Source organism: Streptomyces sp. NPDC051018 (assembly GCF_044456085.1).
Classification (GTDB): Bacteria; Actinomycetota; Actinomycetes; order Streptomycetales; family Streptomycetaceae; genus Streptomyces.
In genome coordinates this window covers 42106-59300 of sequence record NZ_JBITFN010000015.1, presented here as the reverse complement: position 1 = coordinate 59300, position 17195 = coordinate 42106, and the positions used below count along the sequence as shown (strand labels likewise).

Sequence of the window (17195 nt, the reverse complement as noted above, 5' to 3'; positions counted from 1 at the left end):
CCCGAGGGGGTGACCCGCATCGGCGTTGACGCGGATACCGGCAGACCGGCCCTCCGTATGCTCCCGAGGGTCCCCAGCGCGTCAGCCCGCAAAGGGTTTCCGTATCGCCTGAGCGGAGATCAAGGGCACCATCACGGTCACGTACCCGCAGGTCTTCGTTGCCGCCCCCACCCGGCGCGTCGGACACGCCCGCGCGCGCAGTCGCGGACTCATTCCGGTGCGGTGAGCGGGACCCTGTGTGCGGCCCCGGCGGCGGTCGGTCTCAGCAGGTGCCGAGGGGGGCCGAGCCGGTGGCGGCCGTGATGGCCGTGAGGGCTCGGCGCAGTGCGGAGTCGCCGGGTGGGAGGTCGCGCCAGCGGGCGCCGATGTGGTCGTCGGGGCGGACCAGCAGTGCTCCGTGGGGGCCGAGGCCGCAGGGATCGGTGTGTTCGCCGGGAAGGGGCTCGATCCGCAGCGGCCATGGTGCGGTGCCCTGCCGCTCCCAGCGGGCGGGGTCCGGGGTGAACAGGGTGAACCCTTCGCCGATGGCGTCGAGCGTGGATCGTCCGGCCGTGAGCCAGAGGTGTGGCATACGGCGGCCGGGCTCCGCGGTGGGGACGTAGTCCGTGCTCGTGCCGGAGGGCCCGGGTGGTGTGCTGCCCTCGGTGAGAACGGCGTCGGAGCGGTAGGTGACTCCGAGCACGAGACCGAGTTGGGCGAAGAACTGTTCCGACCAGGGGAGTTCGATGTGGGCCGGCGCGGTTCCACTGCTCTGGAGCTGCTCGCGGCGCAGGCTCTGGGCGTCGAGCATCAGTTCTGTGTTGGCCACTGCCTGGCGGAGGGTCCGACGCGCGACGGGCCGTCGTTCCGTCTCGTAGGTTCCCAGCAGGCCCGGTCCGGCCCACCCATGGAGAACCCCGGCCAGCTTCCAGCACAGATTGTGAACATCGGCGATACCGGTGTTCAGGCCCAGGCCGCCGATGATGGGAATCGCGTGCGCGGCGTCGCCGGCCAGCAGGATCCTGCCCCGGTGGAACCGCTCGGCGACGAACCCGTTCATCACCCAGTGCTGAACCCGCAGGACATCGGCCCGTATATCGGCTCCGGGGCCGAGAGCACGCGAGACGAGGCCGGGCCAGTCGGCGCGCTCGGTGTCGTCGGGGGTGGGAGTCAGCCATGCCCAGCCTCCCTCGGGGTAGAGCGGGAGGAACGGTCCGTGCGCGGTGAAGTAGACTCCGGCGGGCTGGTCGGCGCACCATCTGGTGAGATCGGCGTCGAATACGACGGTGGTGATGGCCGCCAGCGCTCCGGGACCGGGCGTATCGATGGCCAGCCGCCGGCGGACGGTGGAGTGCGCGCCGTCGGCGCCCAGTACATAGCGGGCACGGACGTGGATCTCGGCACCGCGCGGGTGCTCGACGAGCAGGGCGACGACGCCGTCGGCCCCTTCGGTCAGGTCGATGAGTTCGACCCCGAAACGCATCCGCGCGTCCGCCGCGGCGAGCAGGACGGGTTCCAGCCGGTCCTGGGAGGTGACCACGCCGACCAGGGGGCTCTCGGGGATCGGTTCGTTGATCCCTGCCATCGCCGCCGTGGCGAAGTCGCGATCCAGCAGGGTGTCGCGGAAGCGGACGCGGCCGAACTCCGGGGCGAACGCGTTGTCCGCGATCCGGGCGGCGAGTCCGAGCCGGCGGTAGATCTCCATCGAGCGCGTGTTGATCAGCCGGGCCCGGGGGAAGGCCGACGGCCCGCCGTGCTTCTCGACGAGGAACGCCCGCACGCCCCAGCGCTCCAGCAGAGCCCGGGCCGTGAGCCCTACCGGCCCACCACCGACGATCAACACCTCCACCTCGGTGTCTGCTACGGGCACGGTCGGACTCCTCCCGCTCGCCTGGGCCGGGTCGGTCCCATCGCCGGTCGTCGGCTCCGCCGTCCCGGGGCTCGCCCGCTCCGGGCCGAGGATCAGCGATCACGCCGATGGCGGCAGCAGCCGGGGTGACCGGCAGTGAGGGGGTACGGGCCTGCGCCCGCCGGGCGGCCGGGGCGATGTCGTCACGGTGGGCTTCGTCGCCGGGTCGTGAAGACAATTCTCCGCGTCCGGCAGCCGGCCGCACGTCCGCCGGGGCCGTGCGGGTGCTGCGCACATTCATTCCTGAAGTGATCGCCGAGTATCTACTCTCGTTCCACGAGGTGCGGCACAAGGCATGGGGCGGGGCGTTGTGGCGGTATTCATCGAAGGGTCTCGGGGAGTCGCCGTACGCACGGACGAACCGTCCGGGTCCTATACGGCGACGGGAGCGCTTCGCCATCGCCGTCCGGCACCGTTCCCCACGGGCGGAACTCCTCTTCGTATGACGGTGGAAATCCGCCGCAATATGGGCGGAATGGTAGCGAGGGGGCTTCTGGGAGGGGGATTTGTCTCTGCCGTGGCCCCCGCAGCCCCCGCAGACCCCAGGGAGGCGGTCACCGTTCTTGAGGTCCCTCACCAAGGCTCCCTGCTGGAATTCCCGTCGTGTCCGAGCTGCCACAGCGAGTTGGGCCGGCCGCTGATCGCGGGGCTGCCGGATGATTTCGCGGGGGCTGTGCTCACCGGACTGGCGGATGAATCCGCGGGCGCCCTGTCCGCCGGAACCCTCAGGATCGACCGCGCCGGTTTCGACCCGGCAGGGTCGTCCGGGAACGTCTTCAGCGCTCTGGGCCGTCTGCTGCGCGGCGCGATCAGCGCTTCGCAGAACGGCCGCGAACCGGAGGAAGCCGTACAGGGGGCCATGCGGCGCTGGTGACCGGCTCATGGACTCGTGGACCGAGCGGGGCGGTGTTCCGGGGCGCCCCGGTGCCGGGGCGAGCGGTGTCCGGGGCGCCCCGTGCCGGAGAGTCTCCCGGCCGCCGGGTGCCCGGCCGGCAGTGGCCACCGATCCGGGCGTCGTGCCGCACGTATCCGTGTGTCTCCCGCGCCGGGCGCCCGCGGCGGACCGTTTCCGGGTCCCGCCGGACCTGGCCGGCAGGCGGGCATTCGTGCGGGTACGGGGGCAAGACAGCGATCGTCGTGGCACTCGGAGGTGCCGTGCTACTCTTACCCGAGTTGCAGTTGTGGTTCCCATACGCTTCAAGTGCCTGTGACGGATTCTCCGCCAGGCATTTTTTGTTGTTTTCGGTGCTTTTTCCGGACGGGGCAATCATCGCGGCGACACCGGGAATTTCGCATAGTGTGATCCCGGCTTACTGCCCCGAAGGAGAATAGATATGGCTACTGGCACCGTGAAGTGGTTCAACTCGGAAAAGGGTTTCGGCTTCATCGAGCAGGAGGGTGGCGGACCCGACGTCTTCGCCCACTACTCGAACATCGCCACCCAGGGCTTCCGTGAGCTTCAGGAGGGTCAGAAGGTGACCTTCGACGTCACTCAGGGCCAGAAGGGCCCGCAGGCCGAGAACATCGTTCCTGCCTGACGCTGAAGCACACGGCGTAGCACGACGTAGCCGGGACCGGCACCCTGGGGTGCCGGTCCCGGCTCGTTGACGTTCTCCGGTGGATTCCCGGCAGGCACTGCTGCCGGTGTCCCTTTTCCACCGCACCGGCGAGGCCGGTTCCGCTCAGTCTTTTTCGGCTCGTTTCTGCGATTCATCGGCTCTTCGCCGCCGAGAATTCCTCGATACGCGCCACACCGAGGAAGGGTTCTCCATGAGCCGCTCAGCACGCAGGAACAGCCGGTCCGCCGAGGTCCGTCAGGGCGCTTCCGCCGGGTCCGGCCGGGGCCGTACGAGGAGTCAGGGACGCCAGGGCGGCAGGCCCGGCGGCTCCGCGCGGCGTTCCTCCGCGCCCCAGGGCGAGTTCGCGCTGCCCGTCACCACCACGCCCGCCCTCCCACCGGTCGCGGCCTTCGGTGAACTGGATCTGCCCGCCCCGCTGCTCGACACGCTCACGGGCCTCGGAGTGACGGAGCCCTTCCCCATCCAGGCCGCCACGCTCCCGAACTCCCTCATCGGCCGCGACGTGCTCGGGCGGGCGCGCACCGGTTCGGGCAAGACGCTCGCCTTCGGCCTCCCGCTGCTCGCGCGCACCGCCGGGCGGCGTGCCGAGCCCCGGCAGCCGCTCGCCCTCGTCCTCGTCCCCACCCGGGAACTGGCACAGCAGGTCACCGACGCTCTCACGCCGTACGCCCGCGCCCTGAAGGTGCGGCTGGCGACCGTGGTCGGCGGTATGTCGATCGGCCGGCAGGCGGGGGCGCTCCGGGCCGGAGCCGAGGTCGTGATCGCGACCCCGGGCCGCCTCAAGGACCTTCTGGAGCGCAAGGACTGCCGTCTGGACCGCGTCGCCATCACGGTGCTGGACGAGGCCGACCAGATGGCGGACATGGGCTTTATGCCCCAGGTCACCGAACTGCTCGACCAGGTCCGCCCCGACGGTCAGCGGATGCTGTTCTCGGCGACTCTGGACCGCAATGTCGACCTGCTGGTCCGCCGCTATCTCACCGACCCGGTGGTCCACTCCGTGGACCCGTCGGCCGGGGCGGTCACCACGATGGAACACCACATCCTGCATGTGCAGGGGGCCGACAAGTACGCCACGACGACCGAGATCGCGGCCCGCGACGGCCGGGTGATCATGTTCCTCGACACCAAGCACGCCGTCGACAAGCTCACCAAGCACCTGCTCAACAGCGGGGTGGCCGCCGCCGCGCTGCACGGCGGCAAGTCGCAGCCCCGGCGGACGCGTACGCTCGACCAGTTCAAGACCGGACAGGTCACCGTGCTGGTGGCCACCAATGTCGCCGCCCGGGGGATCCATGTCGACGACCTCGATCTGGTGGTGAACGTCGACCCGCCCGGCGACTACAAGGACTATCTGCACCGCGGCGGCCGTACGGCCCGCGCCGGTGAGTCCGGCAAGGTCGTGACCCTGATCCTGCCCGAGCAGCGCCGGGAGATGGAGCGTCTCATGGCGCACGCGGGCATCACCCCGCAGGTCACCCGGGTCCGCTCCGGGGAGGAGGAGCTGAGCCGTATCACCGGGGCACGGACCCCCTCCGGCGTTCCGGTCGTCATCAGCACACCGGTCAGCGAGCCCGCCGCGCGCGGTGGGGCGCCCTTCCGCGGCCGGGGCACCCGGCGCGGCCGTCCCGGCCGCTCCGGCGATGCCCGCCGCACCGCCGAGAACCGTCAGATGACCGAGGCGCGCAAGTCCGCGCGGGTCCGTCGCAGCGGGCAGACCGAGCGGGGCTCCACGGCCTCGCGGTGAGCGGTGCTCCCGGGCGGCGCGCCGAGCGCCGCGCGGCCGGACGGCCCGCCCGCGTCATACGCCGGGCGGGCCCCCGTCGGAACCAGTGGCTCCACCCCGCCCGGCAGCAGCCGTGATCCGGGGCCGGGTGCTGACCCGGTCCCCGCCACCGGATCCTCGGAACCGTGCTTCAGCCCTGGTCGGCCGCAGCCGTGTCCGGCCCCGGAGCGGGTCCTCGGCAACAGACCACCGGGCGGCAGGGCCGCAGCCCGGTGCCGGAGCCCACGGGCGCCGGGGCGGCGGCCGTTCCCTGCGTACGGGAAGGGGCGGCGGCTCTGCGGACGCGGGGGCCGGTCACTCAGTCCAGGATCGTCACCGTGCCGCGTGAGCCGTCCAGTCTGATGCGCTGACCGGTTCTGATGAGGGCGGAAGCCGTGCCGGTGCCGGTGACGGCGGGCAGACTGTACTCCCGGCAGACCACCGCGGCGTGCGACATCATGCCGCCGATGTCGGTGACCACCCCGCGGATCTTCCCGAAGACCGGGCCCCAGCCCCGGGGCCGCGACCGGAGCGACGAGGATCTCGCCCGCCCGTACGCTCCCGAGCCGCTCGGCACCGGTGACCACCCGGGCGATGCCCTCGGCGACCCCGGGCGAGGCGGCCATCCCGGTCAGCGCCCCGGCGTTGCCCCGGGGACCGAGCCAGTCGGCGATCCGTTCCGGGGTGATGCCCCACAGCATGACGGTGAACGGCTCGGTGATCACCCGCGGCGGCTCATCGAGCGCCGGTTCGGGACGGACGGCTGCCAGCGCGTCGACCACGGCCCTGCGCCGGGCGACCTCCCGGGGCCAGTACGCCCTGCCCGCGGGCGGGGCGCCGACGGCCCAGCCGTTGACGTAGTCGAACAGCACCTGCCGTACCTCGTCACGGCCGAGGTAGAGCAGATCGTCCGGGCCGTCCCAGAACCCGGCGTCGCGGAGCATGCCGGACAGCTCGCGGACCTTGCGCCAGAACACCCCCATCGTCCAGTGCTCGATATAGAAGTTGTGGTTCTCCACATACGGGTACACCGTGCGCGCGAGAGCGGGCTTGGCGGTGAACTGCCGCTCCGCCTCCGGGGCGAGAAGCGCGCGGTACTCGTCCGTGACCCGGTCCCTCTCGGCGAGCAGCTCCGGCACCCGGCGGTCGATGTTCTCACCGCGCTCCAGCCGTGCGATGTAGTCGGCGATATGACCGAGAGGGATCGAGGGCCGGTCCAGCCAGTACTCGTCCGAGCCGTACAGACCGTTGCCCGGGGTGAAGTTGAACCAGGGCCGCCGCGCCGTCTCCCACGCCGTGAGCCACCGGTCGCCGCCCGGTGCGGCCGCGACCGCCGCCAGCCGCTGCTCCGGATCCCCCGGTCCGCACAGAGCCCCGTCGACACCGAGGACGCGGGCGAGCCTCGCCAGGGACTTGAGTTCCTCGTCGGGCCGGAACAGCTCCATGTCGACGCCCTGGACCACGGCGGCGATCCCCTGGTCGGGGATGCCCGGGAACTGCCCCCGGCAGAACTCGTAGAAGTCGAGAAAGGCCGAGTACCCGAGGTTGAGGAACTCCATGTGGTGCTGCCAGCCGCGCTGGCACAGCCGGATCAGCCTGTCGTAGGCATCGAACAGGGCCAGGCCCGGGTCCTGGCCGAGACCGGACTCCACCTCCGTGAACGGCACCCGCTCGGGCAATGCGGTGAAGTGGAGTTCCTCGATCTCGTCAATGGTGGCGAGGACCTTCCGTTTCCACTGCTCCAGCAACTCGTCCCAGTGGGCGTAGTAGTGGCCGGCGCGGCGCCGGAACTCCGGTACGCGGGCGGGGATCTCGTCGTCCGCGACCGGGAGCGGGCTCATATAGACGTAACCGTTGTGGATGCGGTACTCGATCCCGGCGGCGGTCGGGACGATGAAGTGCCTGCTGTTGCACTGGCCCAGACAGCGCATCGCGAACTCGACCAGGGAGACCTCGAACGGCTTGAGGACGTGGGGCCAGTGCTGGGTGTCGCAGAACCAGAACTTGCGCTCCTCGCTGTCCCGCAGTTCCGGGCGGAACACCAGGTAGTACGGGTAGAGCCGTTCCCAGCCCAGCCCTCCGCTCCGGGCGGCGCGGTCAGCTCGTACGGGCTGGGGAACCGCGTCCGTCGCGGTGCGGACGGCTCCGCCGGGCGGCCCGGCGGCCGCCGTCCCCGTATCGGCGGAGGCCCTTCCTCCGGTCCGCTGCCGCCGACGGCCCCGGCCCCGGCCCGGGAGTCGGGAGCAGGGCGAGGGACAGGCGCGGGTCCGGTGAGCGGCGGCTGTTCCAGCAGGGTCCGCACCACGGCGTCCGGACCGGCCGCCGGACCCGTGTCCCGGTCCGGTGCCCGCTCCGACATCCGGCCCGCCGGCGCCTTCCCGCCCGGTGCTGTGTCCGCTGCGCCGGACGGCGCCGACCGCGGTCCCCGGCTCCACACCGTCTCCGGACGGCTCTGCAGCAGCACCACACCCACAGGATCGGAAGGACCGGTGTCGATGGCCCACTCGACCTCCTGAGGAACGCCGTAGTGGCGCTCGGCCGCCTTGGCGAGCCGCGCCACGGCCACCACCTCGTCGGGCGTCAGACTGGGCCGTGTGCGCCGCGCGCCGTCCACCGGCCGCCGTATCAGCGCGCCGCCGGCCGGGTCGGGCACCAGCTCCTCGCGTTTGTCCGAGACGGTGGTACGCACCGGGGCCAGGACCACCTTGTCCACGACGAAGTTGTCCGGGGTCACCTCACCGGATGCCACCAGCTCCCCGATGCCCCAGCTCGCGTCGACGACGATCTTCGAGCGGTCGCCGTTGCCCGGATCGAGCGTCAGGGCCGCCCCGGCCACCCGGGACCGCACCATCCTCTGTACGGCCACCGCCATCGAGAGCCCCTCGGCCGGGATGCGGTGGCGTGCGCGGTAGACGACGGCCCGTGCGGTGAACAGACCGGCCCAGCACCGCCGTACCGCTGCGAGGACTGCATCGTTCCCGATCACCCACAGGGAGCTGTCCTGCTGTCCGGCGAATGCCGCGTCGGGCAGATCCTCGGCCGTCGCACTGGACCGTACGGCGACGGGTACGCCGTACCGCGTCCGTTCCGCCAGCTCCCGGTACGCCGCTCGCAGCTCCGCCGCCACCCGGCGGGGACCGGCTGGGCCTCGACGGCCCGGCGCACGGCCGCGCTCACCCGGATCACCTCGTCGGGGTCGGCCGGGTCGACTCCGCGCAGCGCACGGTCGACCCGGGCCCGCAGCCCGTCCTGGGCCAGGACGGCGTCGTACGCGTCGGTCGTGACGGCGAACCCGGGGGGAAACGGGTACTCCGGCGGCGGCCATCGCGGCGAGGCTCGCGCCCTTCCCGCCGAGGCGGGAGGGGTCTCTCTCGTCACCGGCACCGAGCTGGACGGTGTACTTCCCCATACCTCAACCCTCCCACTCGGACGGAGCCGCGCCCGGCCGGCGAACCCTTGCTCCGGGACCACGGCGGGCCCGGCTCGGGGAGCCCGGCTGCGGGAGCCCGGCCGGGGCAGTCCGGGCCGTGGCGGGGAGCGGCCCCTCAGCTCTCCGCCAGGGAGACATCGCCCCAGATGGTCTTGCCGCTCTGGGTGTAGCGCGTGCCCCAGCGCTCGGTGAGCTGGGCGACGAGCAGCAGCCCCCGCCCGCCCTCGTCGAAGACACGGGCCCGGCGCAGATGCGGGGAGGTGTAGCTCGCATCCGAGACCTCGCAGATCAGGGCGCGGTCGTGGATCAGCCGCAGCTGGATGGGGGGCCGTCCGTAGCGGATCGCGTTGGTGACCAGCTCACTGACCACCAGCTCGGCGGTGAAGGCGAACTCGTCCAGCCCCCAGGCCGCCAGCTGGTCGGTGGCGTGCGTACGGGCAGCGGCGACGGCCGCCGGCTCATAGGGCACGCTCCAGGTGGCGACCTTGCTGTCGCTCAGACACCGGGTCCGGGCCAGGAGCAGCACGCTGTCGTCGTCCGGACGTTCGGGCAGCAGGGCGCCGAGCACCGCGTCGCAGAGGGCGTCCAGGGACTCACCGGGGCGGGCGAGGATCCGCAGCAGCGTCTCGCGCGACGCGTCGGCGTCCTGGCCGCGGGCCTCCAGCAGACCGTCGGTGTAGAGGGCGAGCAGACTTCCCTCGGGAAGCTCGACGTCCGTGGTCTCGAAGGGCAGATTCCCCACTCCGAGCGGCGGGCCGGCGGGCACGTCGAGGAACTTCGCGCTGCCGTCGGGGAGCACCAGGGCCGGCAGCGGATGGCCCGCGCTGGCCAGGCAGAACTGCCGGGTGACCGGGTCGTACACCGCGTACAGACAGGTCGCTCCGAGGTCCCCGGCTGCGTCGGGATGGGCCACGGAGCCCTCGGTCCCGAGCCGGATGACCACATCGTCGAGATGGGTGATCAGCTCGTCGGGCGGCAGGTCGATGTCGGCCAGGGTGCGTACGGAACTCCGCAGCCGTCCCATCGTGCCGGACGCGTGGACGCCGTGGCCGACGACATCGCCCACGACCAGGGCCACCCGGGTGCCGGAGAGGGGGATCGCGTCGAACCAGTCGCCGCCCACCCCGGCCCGCCCGCCGGCGGGACGGTAGCGGTAGGCCAGTTCCATCGCCGGCTGGTCGGGCAGCTCCTGCGGCAGCAGGCTGCGCTGGAGGGCCATGGAGGTACGGCGCTCGCGCGCGTAGCGGCGGGCATTGTCGATGCAGACGGCGGCCCTGGCGGTGATCTCCTCGGCCAGCAGCACATCGTCCGGGGCGAACGGCACCGGGCGCTCGTTCCGGGCGAACAGCGCCACACCGAGGGTGACGCCCCGGGCACGCATCGGCACCACCATCACCGAATGGGCGCCGTAGTGCCGGATCCGGGCGGCGCGCTCGGGATCGTGCACCGCCCAAGCGGCGAGGGTCTCGTCGGACATCTCGTACACCGCCGGCCGACCGCTGTTCAGGCACTCGGCGGCGGGCGAGGACTGGGGGAAGGTCGTGGTGGTCCCCGGCTTGAGGACGTCGTCGGGGGGACCGCTCACGACGTAGCGCATGGCGGCGCGGCGCATGGTGATGGGGCCGGTCAGGGGGGCGGCGGGCGGCTCGTCGCCCTCGTGGATGAAGGTCAGCAGATCGACGGCCGCGTAATCGGCGAGCCGGGGCATGGCCACATCGACCAGTTCCTCGGCGGTACGGGTGATGTCCAGGGTGCTGCCGATGCGGCTGCCGGCCTCGTTGACCAGCAGCAGACGCTGCCGGGCGGCGTAGTACTCGGTGCGGTCGTGGGCCGCCAGGCACACCCCGTGCACCGTGCCGGCCTGGTCCCGCAGCGGTGAGAGGGCGACCGACCAGGCGTGCTCCCGGTTCTCGCCCGGCACCTGTACATAGGTCTCCACCTGCCGCTGCTTGCCGGTGGCCAGCACCTCCCGCATGGCCTGCTCGACGCGTTCACTGCTGGGATCCGTCACGATGTCGGGCAGGCGCAGCCCCCGCATCCGGTACTCGGTGAGCGCGGCCACGCGCTCCATGTCGGCGTTGGCGCGCACAGCCCGCAGATCCGTGTCGAAGAGGGCCACCGTGCAGGGCGCCTGCACGAACCCCCACTCGGTCATGGTCCGCTCACGGTCCGGCACCGGTCCGTGCGCGAAGCCGGGGGCGGAGGCCAGCAGCCATTCGGTGCCGCCCGAGCCGTTCTCCAGCCGGTGTGCCAGCAGCCAGACGTCCAGGAGACGGCCGTCGCGGTGCCGCAGCGAGGCCGTACCGCTCCAGCGCGTCCGTTCGTCGAGGGCGTGCCGGGCCGCGTCGGTGGGTTCGGTGCCGAGGACCTCGGCCGCCTGCCGTCCGAGGGTCTCCTCGGGGCGGTAGCCCAGCAGCAGTCCGGCACCGTCGCCCCACTCCGTCACGGTGCCGCGCTTGTCGGATGTGACGGTCGCGGTGTACGCCTGCGGCGGGCGACCGTGCCACCGCTCCGTACTTCTCAGGTATCGGGTCATATTCGCTCATTTCGCCCCTCTTGAATTGTTCCACGCACCGGGCCGCCGAACCCCGGCGGAGGCGGGTATGTGTCCGGGGCGTACGGGGCCTCGCCATGGGGCCGTCCGCTGACCCGTGCCCCGCCCGCATGGGTGCCCGGGTGGTGGTGCCGGGTGGCGGACGGAGTGACGGGGGTGCGGGGCGCATACCGGGCTGCCCCCGGCGGGCGGGGGAGGCCGGCCGGTGCGCGGTGAGGGTGGTCGCCGGGGCGGTGGTGCCCACGGGTGCCCCCGGCCGGTCGGTGGTGCTCACGGCACCCGAGGTGCCGCCGCCGGGCTCCGGACCGGCGGCGCCCTGCCGGCGCGGACTCCGCTCAGTACGCCATGACGGCCCCGCTCAGAACGGCTGCCGCTGGGCGAGGGAGGTCGGGGCCTCCTGGACGTACCAGCCGTTGCCGTCCGGGTCGGTGAAGTGGAAGAAGGAGCTCCAGTCCGCCTCGCGGTACCCCTCGGCCCAGCCGTCCGCGCCGAGATGGTGGATCGGGCCCACCTCGACACCGCGGTCCGCGAGGTCCTTGTGGGCCGCCCTGATGTCCAGGACGCACAGCTGGAGCCCCTGGAGCGAGCCGGGAGCCATCTCCCCGCGCCCCGGCATGGGCGGGATGCCGGTGCCGATGGCGATGGAGCAGCGCGATCCCGGCGGGGTGAGCTGGATGACCCGGACCCCCTCACCCATGGCGGAGTCGTGGTCGACGGTGAACCCGCACCGGTTGGCGTAGAAGTCCTTGGCGCGGTCGATGTCCGTGATGGGGACCACCACGAGTTCGAGAGTCCATTCCACGGGTCAGCTCCTGACGCTGGGGTGGTGTGTTTCCGGCCCGATAGCCCGAACAGGCATCGTGACACGCACCACTGACAGTGCCCCTCGGTCACCCAGCCGCGCTGTTTCCCGGGGCGCCCGCGACCCGCGGTCACGGGCCACGGGCGCCCCGGCGGGAGACTCACCAGGGAGCCGCGCGCGACTCCGGTCTGCCCGCGGTCTGCCCGCGGCCGCCGCCGTCGGGTCCGCGCGGGTCGGCGGGGAAGGCCGTTTCCGTCTGCCGGTAGACCCCTTCCCCGTACGGTGTTCCCTCCTGGTACGGCGGCTCCCGGCCCGGTCCGCCCGGACCGGGCAGCACCTCCTCCGCGGCCACGGCGAGACAGGCGGCGATCAGTACCACGTTCTTGATGATGTACTGCCCCTCCAGCGTGGGGGTGCCGGTCTCCTCGTTCCACATCTCGGCGGGCAGGACGAGCAGCGCCGAGAAGACGCCCACCATGTGTATGAAGAAGGCTGCGAGCGTCACCCGCAGCAGCACCCCGGAGACCAGCCCCAGGCCGATGACGGTCTCCAGGAGGGCCAGCAGTGGCCGGGTCGCCTCCGGGGGCACCAGACCGAAGGCCAGGACGTCCATGGTCCGGGTGGCCACGTCCTCGGCCGGGCTTGCCCCCGGCACGAACTTCATGACGCCGAACCCGAGGAAGACCAGGCCCACGGACACCCGCAGAACGGTGGTGCTGTGACGCCGGTAGCGTCCCAGGGCACCTCCGACGACGGGCACGCACTTGCGGTGCCTGCCGGGCCTGTTCACCGGCACGGTCTTCGCTCCGGTGGTGTGGGGGCGGCCGGTAACGCGGCCGGGTGAGCGGATACGACTGAGTGATGCGGCGCGGCGGACGCCGACAGGAATCCTGTCAACGCACAACTCCTTGTGGGGGGTTGATGGAGCTGCGGCATGCCCTCCATCCGGCAGCACGTTATAAGTTCGTATCCGTCCCGTAAAGGTCTGGACCATATTTCACGGGGTACGGGGCCGGGTTCCGCCGGTGCCCGGGGCCACTCCTGCTCGCGGGCCCGGGGCGCCCGGGAACCGGAAGGGGTGGCCGGGCGCCGTCGACCGGTCGGTACCGGCCCCGATGCGGTCCGTGCCGGATCCGGGCCGGCGCCATCGTCTTCATCGTCGGCGCGGTGGTCACCTGGTCACCGTGGCACCGCCGGCCGGTTCCGGCCCCGCGGATTTCCAAGGAATGCACCAGGCGCATCTGCCGTCACAGAATCAGGATCTGGTTCCTCGGTTCCGTGGGTTCCGTGGACGCGTGCCGCGCCGCCGCACTACGCTCGCCCCCGTGGCGCTGGTTCGCCAATCTGGGGGGAATGTGTTCAAGTCTCTTCTGTCGTTCGCGTGGTTATTCGAGGGTGTCTACGCGGAGAGGGAGGGTCCTCGTCATCTCCGGGCTCTCCGCAGCCTCCAGCCCAAGGAAGACGACGCGTTCGAGCACAACTATCTCTATGCCTGTCTCAGCATTCTGGACTCCAAGGCACAGGCGCTTCTCTCGTATGTCGGCATTCTGATAGCGTCGGCCTCGATCTCGCTGTCGATCTTTCCGCGCGACGTTACCGTGGGAAGTGTCCTGGTCTTCTCCTCGCTCGCGTGCAGCGGGCTGGCGGCCGCACTCTGCCTCACCGTGATCTGGGTGCACTGGACCGATACCTCCGATCTGGAACGGTCCGACGAACTGTTTCTGAAGCTCCTTTCCATTCGGAACAGGCGAACCGTCGGATATCGGCTGGCATGGACGATGGCGCAGGTCGCCACGGTGTTGCTTCTGCTCGGGATCATCCTTGAACGGAGGCTCTGACAGTCAGCCAGGCCGGGGCACCGGAAGTGCCGCGCCCCGGCGCCGACATGACCAGGACGGATGTATGACCCCCCTTGATGACGCGGATCAGGTGTGCTTCGAAGCGGCCCTGCGGGAGGCGCGGGAAGGCCTTGAGCAGGGTGGCGTGCCCGTGGGCGCGGCGCTTTCGCACCACGGCGCACTGCTCGCGGTCGGCCGGAACGAACGCGTACAGAAAGGCGATGCGATCGCACACGGCGAAATGTCGTGTCTGCGCAATGCCGGACGCCAGAGTTCCTACCGGGACATGACGCTCTACACCACCCTTTCCCCCTGTGAAATGTGCACCGGGGCGATCCTGCTGTTCGGGATCAAGAGGATTGTGGTGGGGGAGGCGGTCACCTTCGCCGGGGATCTCGGGGTATTCAAACGGCGGGGCATCGAGGTCGTTCTTCTCGATGACGGCCGCTGCCGGGATCTGATGGAGGAATTCCAGCGCCGCTATCCGCAGGTGTGGGCCGAGGACATCGGGGAGGGATGAGCACCCGGGACCGGCTCCCCGGGCCGCGTACGCCCGTCGGCGCAGTGGAGTCGTCAGACGGTTCGCCCGTCGGCGCTGGGCGTCACGGGTGCGGCCGGTAGCGCCGGCCCGTACCTCCGGGACGGACCGGCGCGGTCGGCGGAAACGGGGCCGCCCGGCGGCGTACCGCCCACTCCAGCCCGTGACGAGTGAGCGGTACGCCAGTCTGTCCGGCGACGCCGGGAGCCGTCAGCGTCCCTGGAGCGCCCTGACGTTGTCGCCGAAGGTCCAGCCCCGGGAGCCGTCCCAGTTCAGGGACCAGGTCATCAGGCCCTTGAGCGCGCCGTTGTAGCCGTTCCACGCCTGGGCGACCTGCCCCGGCGCCATATGGCCGCCCCCGGCGCCCGGCTGCGCCGGAAGGCCCGGGACCTGCTTGTCGTACGGGACCCTGATCGTGGTGCCCTGGATCACGAGGCCGCGGTCGAGGCAGTCGGTCTGCGCCCTGAAGCCCTCGACGGTTCCGGCCGAGTACGAGTCACCGGAGCATCCGTACATGCTGCCGTTGTAGTACTGCATGTTCAGCCACCAGAGGCGGCCGTTGTCCGCGTACTTCTTGATGATCGGCAGATACGCGCCCCAGATCGAGCCGTACACGACACTGCCGCCGGTGACATACGCCGTCTCGGGCGCCATCGTCAGGCCGAACTCCGGCGGCATCTGCGCCAGCACACCGTCGATGATGCGGATGAGGTTGGCCTGCGAGGGCGACAGCTGGTTGATGTTGCCGCTGCCGGTGAGTCCGGTCTCGATGTCGATGTCGATCCCGTCGAAGTTGTACTTCTTCAGGATCGGTACGACGGTCGCCACGAACCGGTCGGCGACCGTACTGGAGCTGAGGTCGATACCGGCCGTCGCGCCGCCGATGGACATCAGGATCGTGAGGCCGGCCGCCTTCGCCTCGCACATCTCGGCGGGGGTGGCGACCTTCACCGTGCTGTCCATGCCGTCTTCCCACAGGACCGTGCCGTCCGAGCGGATGACGGGAAACGCCGCGTTGATGACGTTGTAGCCGTGGGTACGGATACGGGAGTCGGTGATCGGGATCCAGCCGAGCGGCGGATGCACGCCGTTGGCGGCACCGTCCCAGTTCTCCCAGTACCCGTGGAGGACCTTGCCCGCGGGTTTGGACTTGACGGCACAGGTCTCCGCCGCCGGCGCGCTCGGGGCGCTCTTCGCACGGGGTGCCGTCGCGGGGCCCGGGCCGCCGGGGGCGGCGTTCGATGCGCCCGGGGCGACGGCGAGAAGCAGCTGGACGGCTAAGGCCGCCGCTGCGCCGATGCCCATCAGGCGGGACATCCGACCGGTCATGCTGTGTTCCCTTCTTGCCTGCGCAGACCGCCGCCGAGCCGGGGGACGGCGGCATGCGGACAGCGCGGGACACACCGGGGCCGGGTGGGGGGAGTCCTGCGGAACACGCTCACCTCCTGGGACTGTGGGGGGCCTGGAGACGTACGTGGGGGGTGGTGCGCTCAACGTAAGTTGGTCCAGACCTTTCGTCAAGAGGTCCCGGCCGAGGGGGAGTTCGGGATCTGACCATAAGTCAGGGGTTGTGGAATTTGACCTCCGGATACGCGGCGGCCGGGCCTGCCAGCAGCGGTTGCGGCACCCCCTTCGGATTCCGGTCGAAGAAGGCCGCCACATAGTCCCGGGTGATCGCGAGTGTGCGCCGTGCGGACAGAGGTGTCCGCGGCAGCCCGAAGTGCTCCGAGACGAGCGGGCTGTCGGAGAACGAGCCGTGCTCGGTTCCCGCCACGGTCAGCCAGCGCTTCCAGCCGTCCAGCGCGGGCCACACCGTGTCCCACGTACGGTCCCTCCCGCCCGGCCGGTGCACCTCGTCGTCGGTACCCAGCAGCATGAAGGGACGGCCGCCCAGCCCGGTGGCCGGCAGATCCTCCCAGAACGCGCCGTCCATGTTCACCCCGGCGCTCACACGCGGATCGCCCGCCATGGCGGTGGCCGCGCTCGCACCCCCGATGGAGTGCCCGGCCATCCCGGTCCGCCGCTTGTCGATCATGTCCGCGTGCCGCCACACGGGACGGCCGCCGATGAGCCGGTCCAGGACGAAGGACACATCCGCCGCCCGTGTCGTGGTGACGACATGCGCGGGTACGCCCTGCTCGTCCAGTGCCGCGCAGGCCACACAGGTCAGCGTCCGGCCGCCGGGAACCGAGATCCCGTACGACTCATAGGCGTGATCCACGGAGGCGACGACATAACCCCGGGAGGCGAGGTCCTCCGCGAGAGAGGTCAGTGTGTAGCGGGACACGCTGAAGCCGGGCGAGAGCACGATCAGCGGATAGCGCCCCCTCGCCGGGCGGGCGCCGGACCTGCTGTGGGTCCCGGTGGCGCTCAGCACCTCCGCCGGCACCAGGGCGCCGATGCCGAGCCCCTTCACCAGCAGCCGGGTCTCCTCGGTGGTGGCGTACGGGGCCGGGCCGCCGGATCCCGTACGCGCGGCCGGGTAGTGGACCGTCACCATCAGCTCCCGCGCTCCCGCCTCCGGCACCCAGGGGTCCGGGCGGGAGCGGTCGGCGAGCGGGATGACGGTCCTGCCGACGGCGTACTTCCCCGTGGGGCGGGGCAGCCGGAGCGGTCCCGCCCCACGGGGCGCCGGGACCGGGTCCGCGGCGGTGCGTTGCGGGGTGCGTACGACGGTGTCCGTCACGGCGCCGGTGCTGTCCGGCGCCATGACGGTGGCGGCGGCGCTGCCCGTCACGGCGGCGGGCAGCGCGAGAGCCAGGGCGAGTAAGGCGGCCAGGGCCGCCCGGGTGGGTCTGAT

12 protein-coding genes and 2 pseudogenes are annotated in these 17195 nt (G+C 71.5%); 5 read left to right on the top strand and 9 right to left on the bottom strand.

Annotated elements, in window-relative coordinates:
• Window positions 1–262: 262 nt before the first annotated feature.
• Window positions 263–1849 carry an FAD-dependent monooxygenase gene (locus tag ACIBCM_RS24290; protein WP_399246510.1) on the bottom strand — a complete coding sequence of 529 codons (1587 nt, stop codon included), beginning with the start codon at window positions 1847–1849 and terminating at the stop codon, window positions 263–265.
• A gap of 556 nt (window positions 1850–2405) precedes the next feature.
• Here ACIBCM_RS24290 and ACIBCM_RS24285 point away from each other — a divergent pair.
• From ACIBCM_RS24285 to ACIBCM_RS24275, 3 genes are all read left to right on the top strand, one after another.
• Complete coding sequence (locus ACIBCM_RS24285; protein WP_399246508.1) at window positions 2406–2762, top strand: hypothetical protein; 357 nt, start codon at window positions 2406–2408, stop codon at window positions 2760–2762.
• Between the two features lie 460 nt (window positions 2763–3222).
• The gene (locus ACIBCM_RS24280) at window positions 3223–3426 is read left to right on the top strand and encodes a cold-shock protein (RefSeq protein ID WP_356349206.1); all 204 of its coding nucleotides are present in this window, start codon (window positions 3223–3225) and stop codon (window positions 3424–3426) included.
• Window positions 3427–3658: 232 nt separating this feature from the next.
• Window positions 3659–5215 carry a DEAD/DEAH box helicase gene (locus ACIBCM_RS24275; protein WP_399246506.1) on the top strand — a complete coding sequence of 519 codons (1557 nt, stop codon included), beginning with the start codon at window positions 3659–3661 and terminating at the stop codon, window positions 5213–5215.
• 337 nt (window positions 5216–5552) lie between these two features.
• Here the strand turns inward: ACIBCM_RS24275 and ACIBCM_RS24270 are convergent, their stop codons facing one another.
• The 6 genes and pseudogenes from ACIBCM_RS24270 to ACIBCM_RS24245 all read right to left on the bottom strand — a co-directional run bounded on the left by ACIBCM_RS24270 (window position 5553) and on the right by ACIBCM_RS24245 (window position 12779).
• Window positions 5553–5690: a PEP-utilizing enzyme gene (locus tag ACIBCM_RS24270; RefSeq protein WP_399246740.1), complete on the bottom strand. Its 138-nt coding sequence runs from the start codon at window positions 5688–5690 to the stop codon at window positions 5553–5555.
• Window positions 5691–5748: 58 nt separating this feature from the next.
• Window positions 5749–7668 (bottom strand): annotated as a pseudogene (locus tag ACIBCM_RS24265) (hypothetical protein); the annotation flags it as partial.
• A 41-nt stretch (window positions 7669–7709) separates the two neighbouring features.
• Window positions 7710–8611 (bottom strand): annotated as a pseudogene (locus ACIBCM_RS24260) (PEP/pyruvate-binding domain-containing protein); the annotation flags it as partial.
• A 167-nt stretch (window positions 8612–8778) separates the two neighbouring features.
• Window positions 8779–11199: a SpoIIE family protein phosphatase gene (locus ACIBCM_RS24255; RefSeq protein ID WP_399246504.1), complete on the bottom strand. Its 2421-nt coding sequence runs from the start codon at window positions 11197–11199 to the stop codon at window positions 8779–8781.
• A 376-nt stretch (window positions 11200–11575) separates the two neighbouring features.
• Window positions 11576–12019: a VOC family protein gene (locus ACIBCM_RS24250; protein ID WP_399246502.1), complete on the bottom strand. Its 444-nt coding sequence runs from the start codon at window positions 12017–12019 to the stop codon at window positions 11576–11578.
• A 160-nt stretch (window positions 12020–12179) separates the two neighbouring features.
• Window positions 12180–12779, bottom strand: a complete 600-nt coding sequence (locus ACIBCM_RS24245; RefSeq protein WP_399246500.1) for a DoxX family protein — start codon at window positions 12777–12779, stop codon at window positions 12180–12182.
• A 565-nt stretch (window positions 12780–13344) separates the two neighbouring features.
• On the opposite strand from ACIBCM_RS24245, the gene ACIBCM_RS24240 reads away from it, so the two are divergent.
• Together ACIBCM_RS24240 and ACIBCM_RS24235 are read left to right on the top strand one after the other, a co-directional pair.
• On the top strand, window positions 13345–13857 hold the full coding sequence (locus ACIBCM_RS24240) for a hypothetical protein (RefSeq protein WP_399246498.1): 513 nt from the start codon (window positions 13345–13347) through the stop codon (window positions 13855–13857).
• Window positions 13858–13921: 64 nt separating this feature from the next.
• Window positions 13922–14377: a nucleoside deaminase gene (locus ACIBCM_RS24235; protein ID WP_399246496.1), complete on the top strand. Its 456-nt coding sequence runs from the start codon at window positions 13922–13924 to the stop codon at window positions 14375–14377.
• 228 nt (window positions 14378–14605) lie between these two features.
• Here ACIBCM_RS24235 and ACIBCM_RS24230 read toward each other — a convergent pair whose 3' ends face one another.
• Both ACIBCM_RS24230 and ACIBCM_RS24225 read right to left on the bottom strand, forming a co-directional pair.
• Window positions 14606–15724 carry a chitinase gene (locus ACIBCM_RS24230; RefSeq protein ID WP_399246494.1) on the bottom strand — a complete coding sequence of 373 codons (1119 nt, stop codon included), beginning with the start codon at window positions 15722–15724 and terminating at the stop codon, window positions 14606–14608.
• Between the two features lie 232 nt (window positions 15725–15956).
• Window positions 15957–17195, bottom strand: coding sequence for an alpha/beta hydrolase family protein (locus ACIBCM_RS24225; protein ID WP_399246739.1), 1239 nt, complete (start codon window positions 17193–17195; stop codon window positions 15957–15959).